The sequence below is a fragment of the Candidatus Pantoea symbiotica genome, assembly GCF_056491525.1.
This window is the reverse complement of record NZ_JBSZHR010000002.1, coordinates 766,584-783,361: the sequence shown is the minus strand read 5'-3', so window position 1 is coordinate 783,361 and position 16,778 is coordinate 766,584. Positions and strand designations below refer to the sequence as shown.

Sequence of the window (16,778 nt, the reverse complement as noted above, 5' to 3'; positions counted from 1 at the left end):
TAATGAGTCTCTGATGAGTTTTGATATTGCAAAATACCCGACACTGGCGTTAGCCAACACGGTTCAGGAATTACGTTTATTACCGAAAGAAAAACTTCCGGAGCTGTGTGACGAACTGCGTCAGTATCTGCTGGATAGCGTGAGCCGTTCTTCCGGCCACTTTGCATCGGGTCTGGGCGTCGTCGAGCTAACAGTGGCGCTGCATTATGTTTATAACACCCCGTTTGATCATCTGGTGTGGGACGTCGGCCATCAGGCTTATCCGCACAAAATTCTGACCGGACGCCGCGATCGCATCGGCACCATCCGTCAGAAAAATGGCCTGCATCCGTTCCCGTGGCGCGGTGAGAGTGAGTACGACGTGTTAAGCGTGGGCCACTCTTCCACCTCAATCAGCGCCGGTCTCGGCATGGCCGTTGCCGCCGAGCGTGAAGGCAAAGGCCGCCGCACCGCCTGTATCATTGGCGATGGCGCGATCACGGCGGGCATGGCGTTTGAAGCCATGAACCACGCCGGTGACATCAAGCCGGATATGCTGGTGATCCTCAACGACAACGAGATGTCGATCTCCGAAAACGTCGGCGCACTCAACAATCGTCTGGCACAGATTCTGTCCGGAAAAACCTATTCACGCCTGCGCGAAGGCGGCAAGCGTGTATTGGGCGGTTTACCGCCGATTAAAGAGCTGGTGAAGCGCACTGAAGAGCACCTGAAAGGCATGGTGGTGCCGGGCACGCTGTTTGAAGAGCTGGGCTTTAACTATATCGGCCCGGTGGATGGCCACGACGTGCTGACGCTGGTGAGCACGCTGAAGAACATGCGCGATCTGAAAGGTCCGCAGTTCCTGCACATCATGACCAAAAAGGGCAAAGGTTATGCCCCGGCGGAAGAAGATCCGATCACCTGGCATGCGGTACCGAAGTTCGATCCCGCCAGCTTAGCGCTGCCGAAAAGCGTGCCGGGCTTGCCAAGCTACTCGAAAATCTTCGGCAACTGGCTGAGCGAAATGGCCGCTGACGATGCGCGCCTGATGGCGGTAACGCCAGCGATGCGCGAAGGTTCCGGCATGGTGAGCTACTCGCGCGATTATCCGCAGCAATATTTTGATGTGGCGATTGCCGAGCAGCACGCCGTGACGTTCGCAGCGGGCATGGCAATTGGTGGTTACAAACCGGTTGTGGCGATCTACTCGACCTTCCTGCAGCGCGCCTACGATCAGCTGATCCACGATGTCGCCATCCAGAAATTGCCGGTGCTGTTTGCCATCGATCGCGGCGGCATTGTCGGCGCGGATGGCCAAACCCATCAGGGCGCATTCGATATCGCGTTCTTACGCTGCGTGCCAGAGATGGTGATCATGACGCCAAGCGATGAAAACGAATGTCGTCTGATGCTGTACACCGGTTATCACTATCAGGCTGGCCCAAGTGCGGTGCGTTACCCGCGCGGCACCGGAACCGGCGCAACGCTGGAACCGCTGGCGAGCTTGCCGCTGGGCAAAGGCATCGTGAAGCGTCGCGGCGAAAAGCTGGCGATCCTTAACTTTGGTACCTTACTGCCAGAAGCCGCTGCCGCTGCGGAAGCGCTGAATGCCACGCTGGTGGATATGCGTTTTGTGAAGCCACTCGATGAAGCACTGATTGCCGAGCTGTCAGCCAGCCACGATTCGCTGGTTACGCTGGAAGAAGGTGCCATCAAAGGCGGCGCCGGTAGCGGCGTTAACGAGTACGTGATGGCAAAACGCCTGCGGGTGCCGGTACTTAACCTCGGCCTGCCGGATGAGTTCATCCCACAAGGTACGCAGGAAGAAGTGCGTCAGGATTACCAGCTGGATGCCGCCGGTATTCAGCAGCAAATCGCTGACTGGCTCGCCCAGTAATCTGCCCGACTCGCTCACCGCCCGGTGAGCGAGCCTGCTGCTATGCTTAGGGAACGATTTTCCCTCAAGCATAAGAGCAGGAGCCCAAATACATGAAAACCATTCCCTTAGGCCAGACCGACTTACAGGTTTCGCGTCTCTGTTTAGGCTGCATGACTTATGGCGATCCCACGCGCGGAAACCACGCGTGGACGCTGCCCGAAGAGAGCAGCCGACCGCTGATCAAGCAGGCGCTGGAAGCCGGCATTAACTTCTTCGATACCGCCAACAGCTACTCCGATGGCAGCAGCGAAGAGATCGTGGGCCGCGCGCTGAACGATTTTGCCCGCCGCGATCAGGTTGTGGTTGCCACCAAGGTCTATTTCCCCCTGAGCAATCTGTCACAAGGTTTATCGCGCAAGAATATCCTGCAATCGATTGATGACAGCCTGACGCGCCTTGGCATGGAGTACGTCGATCTGCTGCAAATCCATCGCTGGGATTACGACACGCCGATTGAAGAGACGCTGGAAGCGCTGCACGAAGTGGTGAGATCCGGCAAGGCACGTTACATCGGCGCATCATCGATGCACGCATCGCAATTTGCTCAGGCGCTGGATCTGCAGAAGCAGAACAACTGGGCGCGCTTTGTCAGCATGCAGGATCAGTACAACCTGATTCAGCGTGAAGAGGAGAATGACATGCATCCGCTGTGTCAGAGCGAAGGGATCGCGGTGCTGCCGTGGAGCCCGCTGGCGCGCGGTAAACTCACGCGTCCGTGGGGCGAAACCACCGCGCGTTCGGTATCGGATAACGTGATGGAGAAACTGTATACCGGCACCGAAGAGAACGATGCGGCGATTGCCGAGCGTCTGGCAAACGTTGCCGCCGATAAAGGCGTGACGCGCGCGCAGGTGGCGCTGGCGTGGCTATTACATAAACCAGCGGTTACCGCGCCGATTATTGGCGCCTCGCGCGAGCAGCAGTTCGCCGAACTGGTAAAAGCGGTGGATGTGGAGTTGAGTGAGAATGAAATCGCCGAACTGGAGACGGTGTATCAACCGCATCCGGTGGTGGGATTTGAGTGATTGAGGAACCAGGTCGCCATAAATGGCGACGTTTTGTAGGGTGGCCATTCATGGCCACCTCGTTCACTTCACGCCGAAATGATCAAACCCTTTCACATCCACGCTGCGCGGCTTGCCGTTTTCCAGCAAACTCAGCCCTTCCGATTCCGGTGCAATCTGACCAATGCAGGTATAAGGCACACCAAAATGCCCCAACGCCACATCGAGCGCGCCACGGTTCACTTCCGGCACGGTAAAGCACAGCTCGTAATCTTCGCCACCGCTCAACGCCCATTTCAACACCAGCTCAGGCTCGAAGTGATCGCGCAAGGCTGCTGAAAGTGGTAACGCGTCGAGATTGATACGCGCACCAACGCGGCTGGCGGTCAGCACATGGCCGAGATCGGAAATCAGGCCATCAGAGATATCGATCGCCGAGGTCGCCAATCCACGCAGCGCCTGGCCTTGCAGCACGCGCGGCATCGGACGTAGATGGCGTTTGATCAACGCTTCGTGCACCGCCGGATCGTTCAGGCGATGACGATGCTGCAGCAGCGACAAACCGGCTGCGCTGTCACCCAAGGTGCCGGTAACAAAAATCCAGTCGCCGGGCTTCGCACCCGAACGTTTTAGCGCCCTTCCCACCGGCACTAAACCGTGAATGCCGAGCGTCATGCTCAGCGGTCCGCGCGTGGTATCGCCGCCAATCAGCTGCATATCGTAGTAATCCAGCAGCTCAAACAGGCTATCGCTAAAGGCCGCTACCCACTCTTCATCGATTTCAGGCAGCGTTAATGCCAGTGTCAGCCAGGCCGGATCGGCGCCCATGGCGGCTAAATCGCTGAGGTTAACGGCGACGGCTTTGTAGCCGAGATCGGCGGGATGGATATCACGTAAGAAGTGGACGCCCGCAACCAGCGTGTCGGTGCTGATGGCAAGTGTCTGTTTTTCTGGCACGTTGAGTAACGCGCAGTCGTCACCAATTCCTTTCTCCACATCGCGGCGGGAGCTGGTGACGCGGTTAAAGTAACGTGCGATCAGTTCGAATTCACCACAAGACATAAGTCAGGTCTCAATGAGAAAAAGGCCGGAAAACCGGCCTTTAAGACTATTTTTTATTCGGTCGAATTTGCGGGGCAGCTTTGTCGAGGACACCGTTGACGAATTTGTGGCTGTCTTCAGCACCAAACACTTTTGCCAACTCGATGCCTTCGTTGATGGCCACTTTATACGGCACATCAGAACGCTTGCTCAGCTCATACAGCGAAATACGCAGGATGGCTTTTTCTACCTGGCCCAGCTCTTCCAGCTGACGCGACAGGTAAGGTTTCATCAGACCGTCCAGGTACGCGCTGTTAGTCGCCACACCGGCCAGCAATTCGCGGAAATAGCTAATATCGACGTCTTTGACGTCTTGTTCCGCCAGAAACTGGTATTCCACATCGGCAATGTCGTTCTTGGACAGCTGCCAGGAGTAAAGCGCCTGGACAGCGCACTCACGGGCGCGACGACGAGCAGCAGGTTTCACAAAATTCCCCTTACAAAAATCAGGCTTTGATGGCTTTCAATACGTTGATCATTTCGAGTGCAGTCAGGGCCGCTTCGGCACCTTTATTACCTGCTTTCGTGCCGGCGCGTTCAATCGCCTGCTCGATATTTTCAGTGGTCAACACGCCGAAGGTCACCGGGATTTCGCTGGTCATCGCGACGTGCGCAATGCCCGAGCTGGCTTCACCGGCCACATATTCGAAATGTGCGGTGCCGCCACGGATCACGGTGCCCAACGCAACAATGGCGTCGTGCTTACCGGTTTTCGCCAGCGCGCGTGCTGCCAGCGGCAGTTCGTATGCACCCGGAACCCAGACAACGGTGATGTTATCTGCTTTCACCTGGCCGATGCGCTTAAGTGCGTCAATCGCGCCGTCCAGCAGGCTGTCATTAATGAAGTTGTTAAAACGCGCAATTACGATGGCAATGTTTGCATCAGGCGTGGCAACAGGAGCTTCGATAACTTTCATACATATCCTTTGGGTTGTTTTATGGCCCCGCAGAAGGGGGCGGATTCTATCATACTCTTTGGCGACGCGCTCAGGCTTTTCCGCGCTTTCAACGCGGTGTCAGCGTCAGGCGCAGGTCCTCGCCAACCCGGCGTACATCGCTAAAATTCAGGGCCGGCGCATCGGCCAGCTGTTCCAGTCCCGGCAGCGTACACAGGCCGCGAGCAGCATTACCTAACAGCTTCGGCGCCATGTAAACGATCAGCTCATCCACCAAGCCCGCTTGCAGCAGCGCGCCCGCTAAACCGGCACCGGCTTCTACCCACACGCTGTTGATCTGTCGCTGGCCGAGCAACATCATCATTGCCACCAGATCAAGCTGTTCGCCACGCTGCGGCACGGCGATCTGAGTCACGCTGGCGGGCCACGTAAGCTCATCGGGTTCGCTGCGCATCAGCCAGGTTTCACCCGGCTGGTCAATCAAACGGTGCTGCGGCGTGACGCGCTGTTGGCTATCAATCACCACACGCACCGGCTGGCGCAGCTGGCTTTCGTCGAGCTGCGCACGCACTTCTTCGTTTAATTCACTCCAGCGCACCGTTAACGATGGATTATCCGCTAACACGGTGGCGCTGGTGCTAAGAATAGCTGAACTCTGAGCGCGTAAACGTTGCACATCGCGCCTTGCTGCTGCGGAGGTGATCCACTGACTTTCGCCACTCGCCATGGCGGTGCGCCCATCAAGGGATGCGCCGAGTTTTAGCTGGATCCACGGAAATCCGGTGCGCATGCGTTTCAGAAAACCCCGGTTCAGCGCTTCCGCTTCGTTCATCATCAGGCCATGACTGACGTCGATGCCCGCCTGCTGTAAACGATAGAGTCCACGTCCCGCCACCTGCGGATTAGGATCCTGCATCGCGGCGACTACGCGCGTCACGCCAGCGGCAATCAGCGCATCGCAGCACGGCGGCGTACGTCCATGATGACTGCAAGGTTCCAGCGTGACATACGCGGTTGCGCCAGCGGCACGTTCGCCCGCCATACGCAGCGCGTGCACTTCGGCATGCGGTTCGCCGGCGCGCTGATGCCAGCCTTCGCCGACAATCTCGCCCTCGCGCACAATCACGCAGCCGACGTTGGGATTAGGAGTGGTGGTAAAGCGTCCGCGGCGCGCCAGTTCCAGCGCGCGCGCCATATAGCGTTCGTCAGTCATGGATTAGTCCTGTAGGCGGGCGATCTCTTCACCAAAATCGCGGATATCTTCGAAGCTGCGATAGACCGAGGCAAAGCGAATGTAGGCGACTTTATCGAGCTTTTTCAGCTCATCCATCACCAGATTGCCGATCAATGCGCTTGGCACTTCGCGTTCGCCGGTGGCACGCAGCTGGGTTTTAATATGATTGACCGCGCTCTCAACCGCATCGGCGCTCACCGGGCGTTTTTCCAGCGCCTTGATCATGCCGCTGCTGAGCTTGTCTTCATTGAAGGGTTCACGCACATCATTGCTTTTCACCACGCGCGGCATCACCAACTCCGCTACTTCAAAGGTGGTAAAACGCTCATGACACACCAGACACTGACGACGGCGACGCACCGACGATCCTTCACTAACCAGACGAGAATCAATCACTTTGGTGTCCACAGCGGAGCAGAATGGGCAATGCATGAGGCTTCCTGATGCGAGATAAATAGGCCACACAGTGTAGCGCGATCGCGCCACAAAATGTATGTGTGTGGCACATAATGTGTGAATCGCGATTTGTGACATTAAGCCAAATGCAAGACATCTCCCTCATGTTCCCTCGTCAAAAAACCACTACGCTTAGAGAGCCGCCAGCAAGGCGGCCAACATCATAAAAATCTGGAGGATGTATGGGTCTGTTTGATTTCGTGAAAGATGCTGGAGAAAAACTGTGGGATGCCGTGAGTGGCGGTGGCGACGATGCCAGCAAGAAATTGCAGGATCACATCAACAAACTCGGTTTGCCCGACAGCGATAAGGTCAAGGTTGATGTGAAAGGCGATACCGTTACGGTAACTGGTGATGGCATTTCTCAGGAGTTGAAAGAGAAGATTCTGGTTGCCGCCGGTAACGTCGCGGGGATCACCAAGGTCGATGACAAGGTCACCACCAGCGATGCTGCTACGCCCGCGAAGTTCTACACCGTGAAAAAAGGCGATACCTTGAGTGCGGTATCGAAAGAGGTCTACGGAAATCCTAATCAATACAACAAGATTTTCGAGGCGAACAAGCCAATGCTGACGCATCCTGATAAGATCTACCCTGGCCAGGTTTTACGAATTCCCGAATAAAGAAAGGACATTGCATGACGATCAGGACGTTTTGGGCTCCGGCAGCACTCTCTTTGCTGGTTCTCAGTGGTTGCAGTTCAACGCCGGTTTCACCGCAGGTCAAAGAGTTGCATCAGGAAGTGAGTCAGCTTAATCAGCAGATGCGCAAGCTGACCAATCAGGCAACGGCGCTGGAGATTCAGGGACAGCTGAACAGCCAATCCACCCAAGGCGCGTGGCTGTTGCCGCAAGCCAATACGCCGGTGGAACTGCAGACGCAGCTGGGTAAATTGCGCTTGTCACTCTCGCAGGTGGCGGGTGAAGCTAGCGGCAGTCGCGCTAATCTGAATATCCGCTCGACCGATGATCAGCCTGTTCCGGCGCTGCGTGCTACCGTGGTTTGGGGCGAAATGGATCCGGCCAGCGGCAAACCGCTTAACGCGGGCAGCCTGAGCCAGACTATCGACGTTCCCGCCGAGTTAATGCCACGCAGTTCGGTTAGCGTGCCGCTGCGACTCAGCGGCTTAACCCCTGATCAACTCGGCTACGTGCGCGTGCACGATGTGGAAGGCACAGCGGTAAATAAAACCGCGCCTTGAATACCTACGCTACACGCATTTTAGGGTCGCCATTTATGGTGACCTCTGTGCACGATGTCCTGATCGACAGGCATAAAAAAACGGGCTGCCACTGGCAGCCCGTTTACTTTCTGACTTAGCGTTACGGCAGAATCGAAGGCTGATCTGCGCCCTCTTTTTCCACTTTCTGCACCAGCATATGTTCACGCTTCATGCCCAGTTTCAGCGCCAGCGCTGAAGAGACATAAATCGATGAAATGGTACCGATGGTGACACCGATCAGCATGGTCAGTGAGAAGCCTTTCAGCAACGCACCACCAAACACGAACAGGATCATGATCATCGCCAGCGTAGTGATGGAGGTAATCAAGGTACGGCTCAGCGTTTGGGTCAGCGACACGTTGGTGATGTCGTAAGAAGAACCGCGGCGAATCTTGCGGAAGTTCTCACGAATACGGTCAGAGACCACGATCTTATCGTTAAGCGAGTAACCAATCACCGACATCAGCGAGGCGACAATCGTCAGATCAATTTCAACCCGTGACAGCGCCAGAATTCCGCAGGTGATGATCACATCGTGCGCCAGCGCCAGTACGGTGCCGAGCGCCAAACGCCACTCAAAGCGGAAGCCGATGTAGATTAAAATCGCAATCAACGCCGACAGCAGCGCCATTGCGCCCGCCTGAGCCAAGTCGCTGCCCACGCTTGGGCCAACGAACTCGACACGCTTCACGGTGGCGTTCTGCTGGGTGGTCTGGCTGATTGACGCCAGCACTTTGTTGCCCAATTCGGTACCGGCATTGCCGGTCGCCGGAGGCATACGCACCATCACGTCGCGGCTGCTACCAAAGTTCTGCACCAGCGGCTCTTCAAAGCCCGCCTTCACCAAACCTTCACGCAGCGCGTCGAGATCCGCCGGTTTTTCCAGGTTAATCTCAATCACCGTTCCGCCGGTAAAGTCGAGGCCCCAGTTGAAGCCTTTGACACCAACGATGGCGATTGACGCCACAATCAGCAAACCGGAGATGATGAAAGCCAGCTTATCCCAGCGCATAAAGTCGACGACTTTACGCCCGTGGTTTAGCTGCTCAATACTATATTCCTGTGCCACAACGCACTCCTCAGATAGACAGCTTGTTGATGCGTTTGCCGCCGTACACCAGGTTAACGATGGCACGGGTGCCGACGATAGCGGTAAACATCGAGGTTGCGATACCGATAGCGGTAGTAATCGCAAAGCCTTTGATTGAACCGGTACCGACCGCATAAAGAATGATGACTTTAATCAGCGTAGTGACGTTGGCGTCGACGATACTGGAGAAGGCGCCTTTATAGCCTTCATGAATCGCCTGTTGTACCGAGCGTCCGTTACGCAACTCTTCTTTAATACGTTCGTTAATCAACACGTTAGCATCGACCGCAACCGCCAGCGTCAACACGATACCGGCAATACCCGGCATGGTGAGCGTTGCGCCTGGAAGCAGTGACATGATGCCGACAATCAGCACCAGGTTACACAGCAGTGCGCTGGTCGCGATAAGACCAAACTTCTTGTAGAACACCACCATGAACAGGATGGATGCGATCAAACCCCACAGGCAGGCTTCGAGGCCTTGTGTGATGTTCTGCTGACCCATGGTTGGGCCGATAGTACGCTCTTCTACAATCTGGATTGGTGCAATCAACGCACCCGCGCGCAGCAGCAGCGACAGCTGACGTGCTTCGTTTGGATTGTTGATGCCGGTGATACGGAAGCTATTACCGAGGCGCGACTGAATGTTCGCCACGTTAATCACTTCTTCCTGTTTCACCAGAATCGAACGGCCGTTGGCATCTTTCTTACCGCTGTCTTTGTACTCCACAAACAGGGTCGCCATCGGCTTACCGATGTTGTCCTTGGTGAAGTTCGACATCATGTTGCCGCCTGCGCCATCCAGTGAAATGTTCACCTGCGGCTGGTTGTACTCATCCATGCTCGACGTGGAATCGGTGATGTGATCACCGGTCAGAATCACACGCTTGTACAGCACCACTGGCTGCCCTTCGCGGGTTTTCTTCACTTCCGAATCGCCTGGCACTCGGCCGCTGGCCGCTGCGGTTGGATCTACGCTGGTGTTAACCAGACGGAATTCCAGCGTGGCGGTTGCGCCCAGAATCTCTTTAGCGCGCGCGGTGTCCTGAATACCTGGCAGCTCGACCACGATGCGGTCAGAACCCTGACGCTGCACCAGCGGTTCGGCAACGCCGAGCTGGTTCACACGGTTACGCAGAATGGTAATGTTTTGCTGCACCGCATATTCACGCGCTTCGCTCAGACGCGCATCGCTCATCACCGCACGCAGTGAATCGCTGCCCTGGCTTGAGATCACCAGATCGCGGTGGCGAGTAGACAAGTAGCTGATTGCCGCGTCACGGCTGGCGCCGTCACGGAAACGCACTTCAACGCCATAGTTCGCGATTTTATTAACGGTGGTATACGGAATGCTTTTGTCGCGCAGATCGCTGCGCAGGCTGTCGGCGTTCTGCTCTTGCAGTTTGCCCAGAGCCGTATCCATATCCACTTCCATCAGGAAGTGAACGCCGCCGCGCAGATCAAGACCGAGTTTCATCGGTTCCGCGGCCAGCATGCTCAGCCAGCGAGGGGTTGCCGGCGCGAGGTTGAGTGCCACAATGTAGTCTTCGCCCAGCGCGGTGGTGATAGCATCACGCGCGCGCAGCTGCACATCCTGCGTTGCAAAGCGGGCCAAAATGGCACCATTTTCCAGAGCGAGGGATTTGCTCTCGATATTGTCTTGTTTTAATACGGTCTGGATCTGATCCAACGTTTGCTCACTGGCGGCGCCACCGCGCGCACCAGTGATCTGAACGGCCGGATCCTCACCATAAAGGTTAGGAAGCGCATAGAGCAGGCCGACGAGAATCACGACGACCAGCATGATGTACTTCCACAAAGGATAACGGTTTAACACGGCAGTTCCCTTCGGGAAGAAAAAATTACAGCGCCTTCAAAGTACCTTTCGGCAGAACGGCGGCCACGAAATCACGTTTAACAACTACTTCAGTGGTGTCGTTCAGGGCAATAGAAACATAGCCAGTTTCTGCCACTTTGGTCACACGGCCAACTAAACCACCGCTGGTCAGCACTTCATCACCTTTAGAGATGGAATCCATCAGCTTCTTGTGATCTTTAGTACGCTTCTGCTGCGGACGCAGAATCATGAAGTAGAAGATCAGACCAAATACCACCAGCATGATCACCAGAGAATACGGACTTCCCTGAGACGGTGCGCCTGCTGCGGCTACGGCGTCAGAAATGAAAAAGCTCATTAAATTTCCCTCATTGATGAATTATCAGACGTTCAGCGGAGGAACCGCCTTCCCCGTCCGTTGGTAGAACTCGCTAACAAAGTGCTCTAATTTACCCTCTTCGATAGCCTTACGTAAACCGGCCATCAAACGCTGGTAATAGCGCAGATTGTGAATCGTATTCAGGCGTGCGCCCAGTATTTCGTTACAGCGATCAAGATGATGCAAGTAGGCGCGGCTATAATTGCGACAGGTGTAACAATCACACTCTGCATCAAGCGTTGCGGTGTCATCTTTATACCGGGCATTACGAATTTTCACCACGCCATCCGTAACAAACAGATGACCATTACGCGCATTGCGCGTTGGCATAACGCAGTCAAACATATCGATACCGCGGCGAACGCCTTCCACCAGATCTTCTGGCTTGCCGACGCCCATCAAATAACGCGGTTTGTCTTGCGGAATTTGCGGACAGACGTGCTCCAGGATTCGGTGCATGTCCTCTTTAGGTTCACCCACCGCCAGGCCGCCCACAGCGTACCCATCAAAGCCAATCTCTACCAGACCTTTAACTGAGACATCTCGTAAATCTTCGTAAACACCGCCCTGAATAATGCCGAATAATGCATTTTTATTGCCGAGCGAATCGAAGCGGTCACGGCTGCGTTGTGCCCAACGTAATGACATCTCCATCGAACGTTTGGCGTAATCCCAATCCGCCGGATATGGCGTACATTCGTCGAAGATCATGACTACGTCAGAGCCGAGATCGAACTGGATCTCCATCGACTTTTCCGGATCGAGGAAAATCGGGTCGCCGTTGATCGGGTTACGGAAATGCACGCCCGCTTCGGTGATCTTGCGAATATCGCCGAGGCTGAACACCTGGAAGCCGCCGGAATCGGTAAGGATCGGCCCTTGCCAGTTCATGAAATCGTGCAGGTCGCCGTGCAGTTTCATGATCTCCTGACCTGGGCGCAGCCACAGGTGGAAGGTGTTGCCGAGCAGGATCTGCGCGCCGGTCTCTTTCACTTCTTCCGGCGTCATGCCTTTCACCGTGCCGTAGGTGCCCACGGGCATAAATGCCGGGGTTTCAACTACGCCACGATCAAAGACCAGACGGCCACGGCGCGCGCGCCCGTCGGTAGTATCTAATTCAAATTTCACATTAACCTCATTAGATAATCAGAGAAACAGTCTGATTATTAAGCCCCAACGGTTTCGTCAGGTGCCTGTGGATTACGGGTGATGTACATCGCATCCCCGTAGCTAAAGAAACGGTACTGCTCTGCCACCGCGCTGTGATAAGCCGCCATGGTGTGTTGATAACCGGCAAAAGCCGAAACCAGCATAATCAGGGTCGATTCCGGCAGGTGGAAGTTGGTGATCAGCGCATCGATCACCTGATAGTGATAGCCGGGATAGATGAAAATCTGCGTGTCATCGAAGAACGGGGCAATCAGCGCGTCCTGGCTGGCCTTCGCGGCGCTCTCCAGCGAGCGCACTGAGGTAGTGCCCACGGCAACCACTTTATTGCCGCGCGCTTTACACGCCAGCACCGCATCCACCACATCCTGCGGCACTTCCGCGTATTCGGCGTGCATGATGTGATCTTCGATGGTTTCCACACGTACCGGCTGGAAAGTCCCTGCGCCGACGTGCAGCGTGACGAACGCCATCTCAACGCCTTTGGCTTTCAGCGCCTCCAGCAGCGGCTCGTCAAAGTGCAAACCGGCGGTCGGCGCGGCGACGGCGCCGGGACGCACGCCATACACGGTTTGGTAAAGCTCACGGTCAGCATCTTCATCCGGACGATCGATATAAGGCGGCAGCGGCATATGGCCAACGCTGTTGAGAATATCCAGCACCGCGCGATCGTCTTCGAAGGCGATTTCGAACAGCGTGTCATGACGCGCCACCATCGTGGCTTTGACGCTTTCGTCATCGCCCAGCAGCAACTCTGCGCCCGGCTTGGGCGCTTTAGAAGCGCGCACGTGCGCCAACACGCGTTTGTCGTCCAGCATGCGCTCAACCAGCATCTCGATTTTCCCGCCGCTGGCTTTACGGCCAAAGACGCGCGCCGGAATCACGCGGGTGTTATTGAACACCAGCAGATCGCCCGGATTGAGCTTATCCATCACGTCTGTAAATACGCCGTGGCTTAATGCGCCGCTTGGACCATCCAGCGACAGCAAGCGGCAACCGCTTCGCTGCGCCTGCGGATAGTGGGCGATTAAGGATTCTGGCAACTCAAAGGTAAAATCGGCTACGCGCATGCTTCACTTCTTCAGGACTTAAAATCAGGCGGCATAGTCTAGCGGAAAAGCGGCAAATTCTGAACAACTGGCTGAGTTTCTGTGATTCTGCTTTTACACAAAATAATTCGAGGTGCAGGAAGGCGGCAAACGAGAGAAGCCCGATGAGCTTACTTTAGTAAGTGATTTGGGTGAACGAGAGCAGCCAACGCACCTGTAACTTGAAGTATGACGTGTATATAATGTGCGCCATGAACTTTCTCGCTCACCTTCACCTGGCGCAGCTGGCTAACAGCTCTCTGCTGGGCAATCTCATGGCCGATTTCGTGCGCGGCAACGTGCAATCACAATGGCCTGCGCCGGTGGTGGATGGCATTGCCATGCATCGTCGCCTCGATGTGTTAACCGATAATCTGCCCGAAGTACGTATAGCGCGTGAGCTGTTTCGCCCGGAAACACGCCGCGTGGCGCCCATCACGCTGGACGTGATTTGGGACCACTTCCTCGCGTTGCACTGGGAGAAAATTCACCCGACGCAATCGCTGGTGGCGTTTACCGAAGCGGCTGAACAAGACATCGTGCCGCAACTGGCGGGCACGCCGGAAGGTTTTATCGAACTGAATGCAGTGATGTGGCGCGAACGCTGGTTTGAGCACTATGCCGAACCGACGCGGCTGGCGCGGGTGCTAAACGGCATGGCGCACCGCCGTCCGCGTCTGGCCGCGCTGCGCGATTCCTATCAGGATTTTGTTGATCACTATGATCAGCTTGAGCCGCTGTTCTTTCAGTTTTATCCGCGCTTAATGACCGCCGCGCGGGCGCAGAAATTGTAATATTAGGTAATTCAAGACCCGTCTGTTGGACGGGAAATTTCCCATCCCCTACCCTTCGTGGCCTTAATCTTCGTCACACTTAGGGAAATCTCATGCAGCATCTTATTGCAAACCGGCTCGCAGAAGCCGGTCTTAGTTACACGCACATCATGGCGTTAGGGATAGTGATTGCCATTATCTTTGCCATCTCGTTAATCACTCATGCCATTCTGCACCGCGCCATTTTGCCGCTGCTGCGTCGTTCTACCGAGAAAAGCAGCCGTCAGTGGCCGAAGACGCTGATTAACAGCCGCCTGTTTAGCCGCAGCGTATGGCTGATGCAAGGCGTGCTATTCAAATTACAGACCGAACTGTTCCTGCACGACAGTTCTCAGATCTATCCTGCGCTGCTGATTTTCGCCCAGCTGTGGATGATGATCTTCGCTCTGCTGATGCTGTTCTCGCTGCTGGATCTGCTGCAGCAGCTCAGCGCAAACAGCATGCTGGCACAGCAATTACCGCTGCGCGGTATTATCCAGAGCGTGAAATTGATCGCTGCCATTTTAATGGTGATCATGATTATTTCGCTGCTGTTGGGTAAATCGCCTGGCGTATTGATCACCGGTCTCGGTGCCATGACGGCGGTGCTGATGCTGGTATTTAAAGATCCAATTCTCGGTCTGGTGGCCGGTATTCAGTTGGCGGCTAATAATATGCTGAAAATGAATGACTGGTTGGAAATGCCGAAATATGGCGCGGACGGTGCGGTTATCGATATTTCTTTAACCACGGTAAAAGTGCGCAACTGGGATAACACCATTGTGACCATTCCGGCTTATGCTTTAATTTCCGATTCCTTTAAAAACTGGCGCGGCATGTCGGAATCCGGCGGACGTCGCATTAAACGCAGCATTAATATCGATACCACCAGCATCACTTTCCTTGATGACGCCATGATGCAGCAGTTGAAAAGTGCGCATCTGCTCACGCCCTATCTGAATAGCAAAAGCGAAGAAGTGGCCGCGTGGAATGCGCAGCTCGGCTGTGATTTGGATTCGCCGCTCAATGGTCGTCGTCTGACTAACGTCGGCACCTTCCGCGTCTGGTTGCAAAGCTGGCTGGAACAACATCCGCGCATTCATAAAGAGATGACGTTAATGGTGCGTCAGTTAGCACCGGGTGAAAACGGTTTACCTGTTGAGGTATACGTATTCACCAACACCACGGTATGGGCGGAGTATGAAAATATTCAAGCGGATATCTTCGACCATATATATGCGGTTCTGCCGACCTTTGGTCTGCGTGTACACCAATCGCCAACCGGTAATGACATGCGCCAGATTGGCGTGAAAACTCGCCACTAACGCTTCATCCCGCATAACCCGCCAGTGAAAATAAAAATTTCACTGGCGGGACTTCTTCCCCTCTTGTCACGCGCGAACATCTACGGCTTAATGAAACCTTTCTTAACTTTTGTTAAGTCCGTCACACAGCCAATACGCCATTTTTGGCGTCTGTTGTCGCTTCGCCAGCCTAGAAATCATAAGAGGGAAAGATGTCATCAGCTTCGCTTACCGAACTCGACGCACGTTATCATTTCGCCTGTGATGTTGCCAAAACCGCCGCCAGCCGGGCTTTATCCTGGTATCAGCAACGTCATCAATTAGTGGTTGAGCATAAGAAAGATCTGCAGGATGTGGTCAGCGAAGCCGATCGCAACGTTGAGGAATTGGTCAAGCATCTGATCCACGAACGCTTTCCTGACGATGCGGTGCTGGGCGAAGAGAGCGGCGGAGAAACCTCTGGCGCACGCTTTATCTGGGTAATCGATCCGATTGATGGCACCAGCAGCTTCCTTAACGGCTTGCACAACTGGTGCGTTTCGCTGGCGATTGTTTGTGAAAACGAAGCAGTAATCGGCGTGGTGTGCGATCCCAATCATCATGAAACCTTTCACGCCTGCCGAGGCAAAGGCGCCTGGGTAAATGATAAACGCATTCAGGCGCACAGCGCGCAGCAGCTCGATCAGGGATTGCTTGGTCTCAGCAGCTCCAACAGCCAACCGATTGAACCTCTCACCACTTTTATCAGCGCATTACTGGCGCAGGGCGGCATGTTTATCCGTAACGGTTCGGGTGCGTTGATGAGTGCGTGGGCGGCGGCGGGTCGATTAATTGGTTACTACGAAGCGCATATGAATCCGTGGGATGGCTTACCGGGTATTGTGCTGATGCGTGAAGCGGGCGGCATCACCAACGATTATCTGGCTAATCACGGTTTGCAGAACGGCAATCCGGTGCTGCTGGCCAATGCAGTTATTTATCCGCAGCTAAAAGCGCTGTTGCCTACGCATTTGTCATTATAATTTTCACATTGGGTTAAGTTGGTTAATTTATGCGAACTTAACCTTCAAGCAAAATTACTTAAGCGCGCTGTAAGTAATATTCTATTCCGAATTGAGACTTTTCTATTTTTTTTTCGAACATCCCGGCAACAATAAAAATACGATATGCTGCTCAAGTCAAACATCCCTTAGTAATACTCATTTTCTCCTTTTTTGTTGTTCTTTTCGGCGCCAGGATGCGCCGAGATATTTTTTTGTGCGTTATA

At 54.8% G+C, this 16,778-nt stretch carries 17 protein-coding genes; 7 read left to right on the top strand and 10 right to left on the bottom strand.

Translation table 11 applies throughout. From position 1 onward, the window contains the following. The first annotated feature begins 13 nt into the window (after positions 1–13). Positions 14–1,879 (top strand): 1-deoxy-D-xylulose-5-phosphate synthase, encoded by a 1,866-nt coding sequence (dxs, locus tag ACXIZX_RS04110; protein WP_061717464.1) that lies wholly within the window; start codon positions 14–16, stop codon positions 1,877–1,879. A 92-nt stretch (positions 1,880–1,971) separates the two neighbouring features. After that, on the top strand, positions 1,972–2,946 hold the full coding sequence (locus ACXIZX_RS04105) for an aldo/keto reductase (RefSeq protein WP_479403637.1): 975 nt from the start codon (positions 1,972–1,974) through the stop codon (positions 2,944–2,946). 63 nt (positions 2,947–3,009) lie between these two features. Here ACXIZX_RS04105 and thiL read toward each other — a convergent pair whose 3' ends face one another. From thiL to nrdR, 5 genes are all read right to left on the bottom strand, one after another. Further along, positions 3,010–3,987: a thiamine-phosphate kinase gene (thiL, locus tag ACXIZX_RS04100; protein ID WP_061717466.1), complete on the bottom strand. Its 978-nt coding sequence runs from the start codon at positions 3,985–3,987 to the stop codon at positions 3,010–3,012. 46 nt (positions 3,988–4,033) lie between these two features. Next, positions 4,034–4,453 (bottom strand): transcription antitermination factor NusB, encoded by a 420-nt coding sequence (gene nusB, locus ACXIZX_RS04095; protein WP_007887007.1) that lies wholly within the window; start codon positions 4,451–4,453, stop codon positions 4,034–4,036. 19 nt (positions 4,454–4,472) lie between these two features. Next, the gene (ribH, locus tag ACXIZX_RS04090) at positions 4,473–4,943 is read right to left on the bottom strand and encodes a 6,7-dimethyl-8-ribityllumazine synthase (RefSeq protein WP_008103973.1); all 471 of its coding nucleotides are present in this window, start codon (positions 4,941–4,943) and stop codon (positions 4,473–4,475) included. A gap of 88 nt (positions 4,944–5,031) precedes the next feature. After that, a complete protein-coding gene (gene ribD / locus ACXIZX_RS04085; RefSeq protein ID WP_479403636.1) occupies positions 5,032–6,135 on the bottom strand; it encodes a bifunctional diaminohydroxyphosphoribosylaminopyrimidine deaminase/5-amino-6-(5-phosphoribosylamino)uracil reductase RibD in 1,104 nt (367 codons plus the stop codon). A 3-nt stretch (positions 6,136–6,138) separates the two neighbouring features. Beyond that, complete coding sequence (nrdR, locus tag ACXIZX_RS04080; RefSeq protein WP_008103978.1) at positions 6,139–6,588, bottom strand: transcriptional regulator NrdR; 450 nt, start codon at positions 6,586–6,588, stop codon at positions 6,139–6,141. A 206-nt stretch (positions 6,589–6,794) separates the two neighbouring features. On the opposite strand from nrdR, the gene lysM reads away from it, so the two are divergent. Both lysM and ACXIZX_RS04070 read left to right on the top strand, forming a co-directional pair. After that, positions 6,795–7,235: a peptidoglycan-binding protein LysM gene (lysM, locus tag ACXIZX_RS04075; RefSeq protein ID WP_008103980.1), complete on the top strand. Its 441-nt coding sequence runs from the start codon at positions 6,795–6,797 to the stop codon at positions 7,233–7,235. A gap of 14 nt (positions 7,236–7,249) precedes the next feature. Next, positions 7,250–7,813 (top strand): SadB/YajI family lipoprotein, encoded by a 564-nt coding sequence (locus ACXIZX_RS04070; protein ID WP_179451714.1) that lies wholly within the window; start codon positions 7,250–7,252, stop codon positions 7,811–7,813. Positions 7,814–7,934: 121 nt separating this feature from the next. Here ACXIZX_RS04070 and secF read toward each other — a convergent pair whose 3' ends face one another. From secF to queA, 5 genes are read right to left on the bottom strand one after another with little or no spacing between them, the layout of a single operon-like run. Further along, on the bottom strand, positions 7,935–8,903 hold the full coding sequence (gene secF, locus ACXIZX_RS04065; protein ID WP_008103986.1) for a protein translocase subunit SecF: 969 nt from the start codon (positions 8,901–8,903) through the stop codon (positions 7,935–7,937). A 10-nt stretch (positions 8,904–8,913) separates the two neighbouring features. Beyond that, positions 8,914–10,761 carry a protein translocase subunit SecD gene (secD, locus tag ACXIZX_RS04060; protein WP_071531647.1) on the bottom strand — a complete coding sequence of 616 codons (1,848 nt, stop codon included), beginning with the start codon at positions 10,759–10,761 and terminating at the stop codon, positions 8,914–8,916. A gap of 25 nt (positions 10,762–10,786) precedes the next feature. Further along, positions 10,787–11,119, bottom strand: a complete 333-nt coding sequence (gene yajC / locus ACXIZX_RS04055) for a preprotein translocase subunit YajC (RefSeq protein WP_008103990.1) — start codon at positions 11,117–11,119, stop codon at positions 10,787–10,789. A 24-nt stretch (positions 11,120–11,143) separates the two neighbouring features. Continuing rightward, complete coding sequence (gene tgt, locus ACXIZX_RS04050) at positions 11,144–12,268, bottom strand: tRNA guanosine(34) transglycosylase Tgt (protein WP_061717469.1); 1,125 nt, start codon at positions 12,266–12,268, stop codon at positions 11,144–11,146. Positions 12,269–12,306: 38 nt separating this feature from the next. Further along, entirely contained in the window at positions 12,307–13,377 is a 1,071-nt protein-coding gene (gene queA / locus ACXIZX_RS04045) for a tRNA preQ1(34) S-adenosylmethionine ribosyltransferase-isomerase QueA (protein WP_061717470.1), read from the bottom strand. Positions 13,378–13,607: 230 nt separating this feature from the next. Here queA and ACXIZX_RS04040 point away from each other — a divergent pair, with 230 nt between their 5' ends. The 3 genes from ACXIZX_RS04040 to ACXIZX_RS04030 all read left to right on the top strand — a co-directional run bounded on the left by ACXIZX_RS04040 (position 13,608) and on the right by ACXIZX_RS04030 (position 16,533). Next, positions 13,608–14,189, top strand: a complete 582-nt coding sequence (locus ACXIZX_RS04040) for an ACP phosphodiesterase (RefSeq protein ID WP_479403635.1) — start codon at positions 13,608–13,610, stop codon at positions 14,187–14,189. Positions 14,190–14,281: 92 nt separating this feature from the next. Continuing rightward, on the top strand, positions 14,282–15,532 hold the full coding sequence (locus tag ACXIZX_RS04035; protein WP_479403634.1) for a mechanosensitive ion channel family protein: 1,251 nt from the start codon (positions 14,282–14,284) through the stop codon (positions 15,530–15,532). A gap of 191 nt (positions 15,533–15,723) precedes the next feature. Further along, positions 15,724–16,533 carry an inositol monophosphatase family protein gene (locus tag ACXIZX_RS04030; protein WP_479403633.1) on the top strand — a complete coding sequence of 270 codons (810 nt, stop codon included), beginning with the start codon at positions 15,724–15,726 and terminating at the stop codon, positions 16,531–16,533. Positions 16,534–16,778 lie beyond the last annotated feature (245 nt).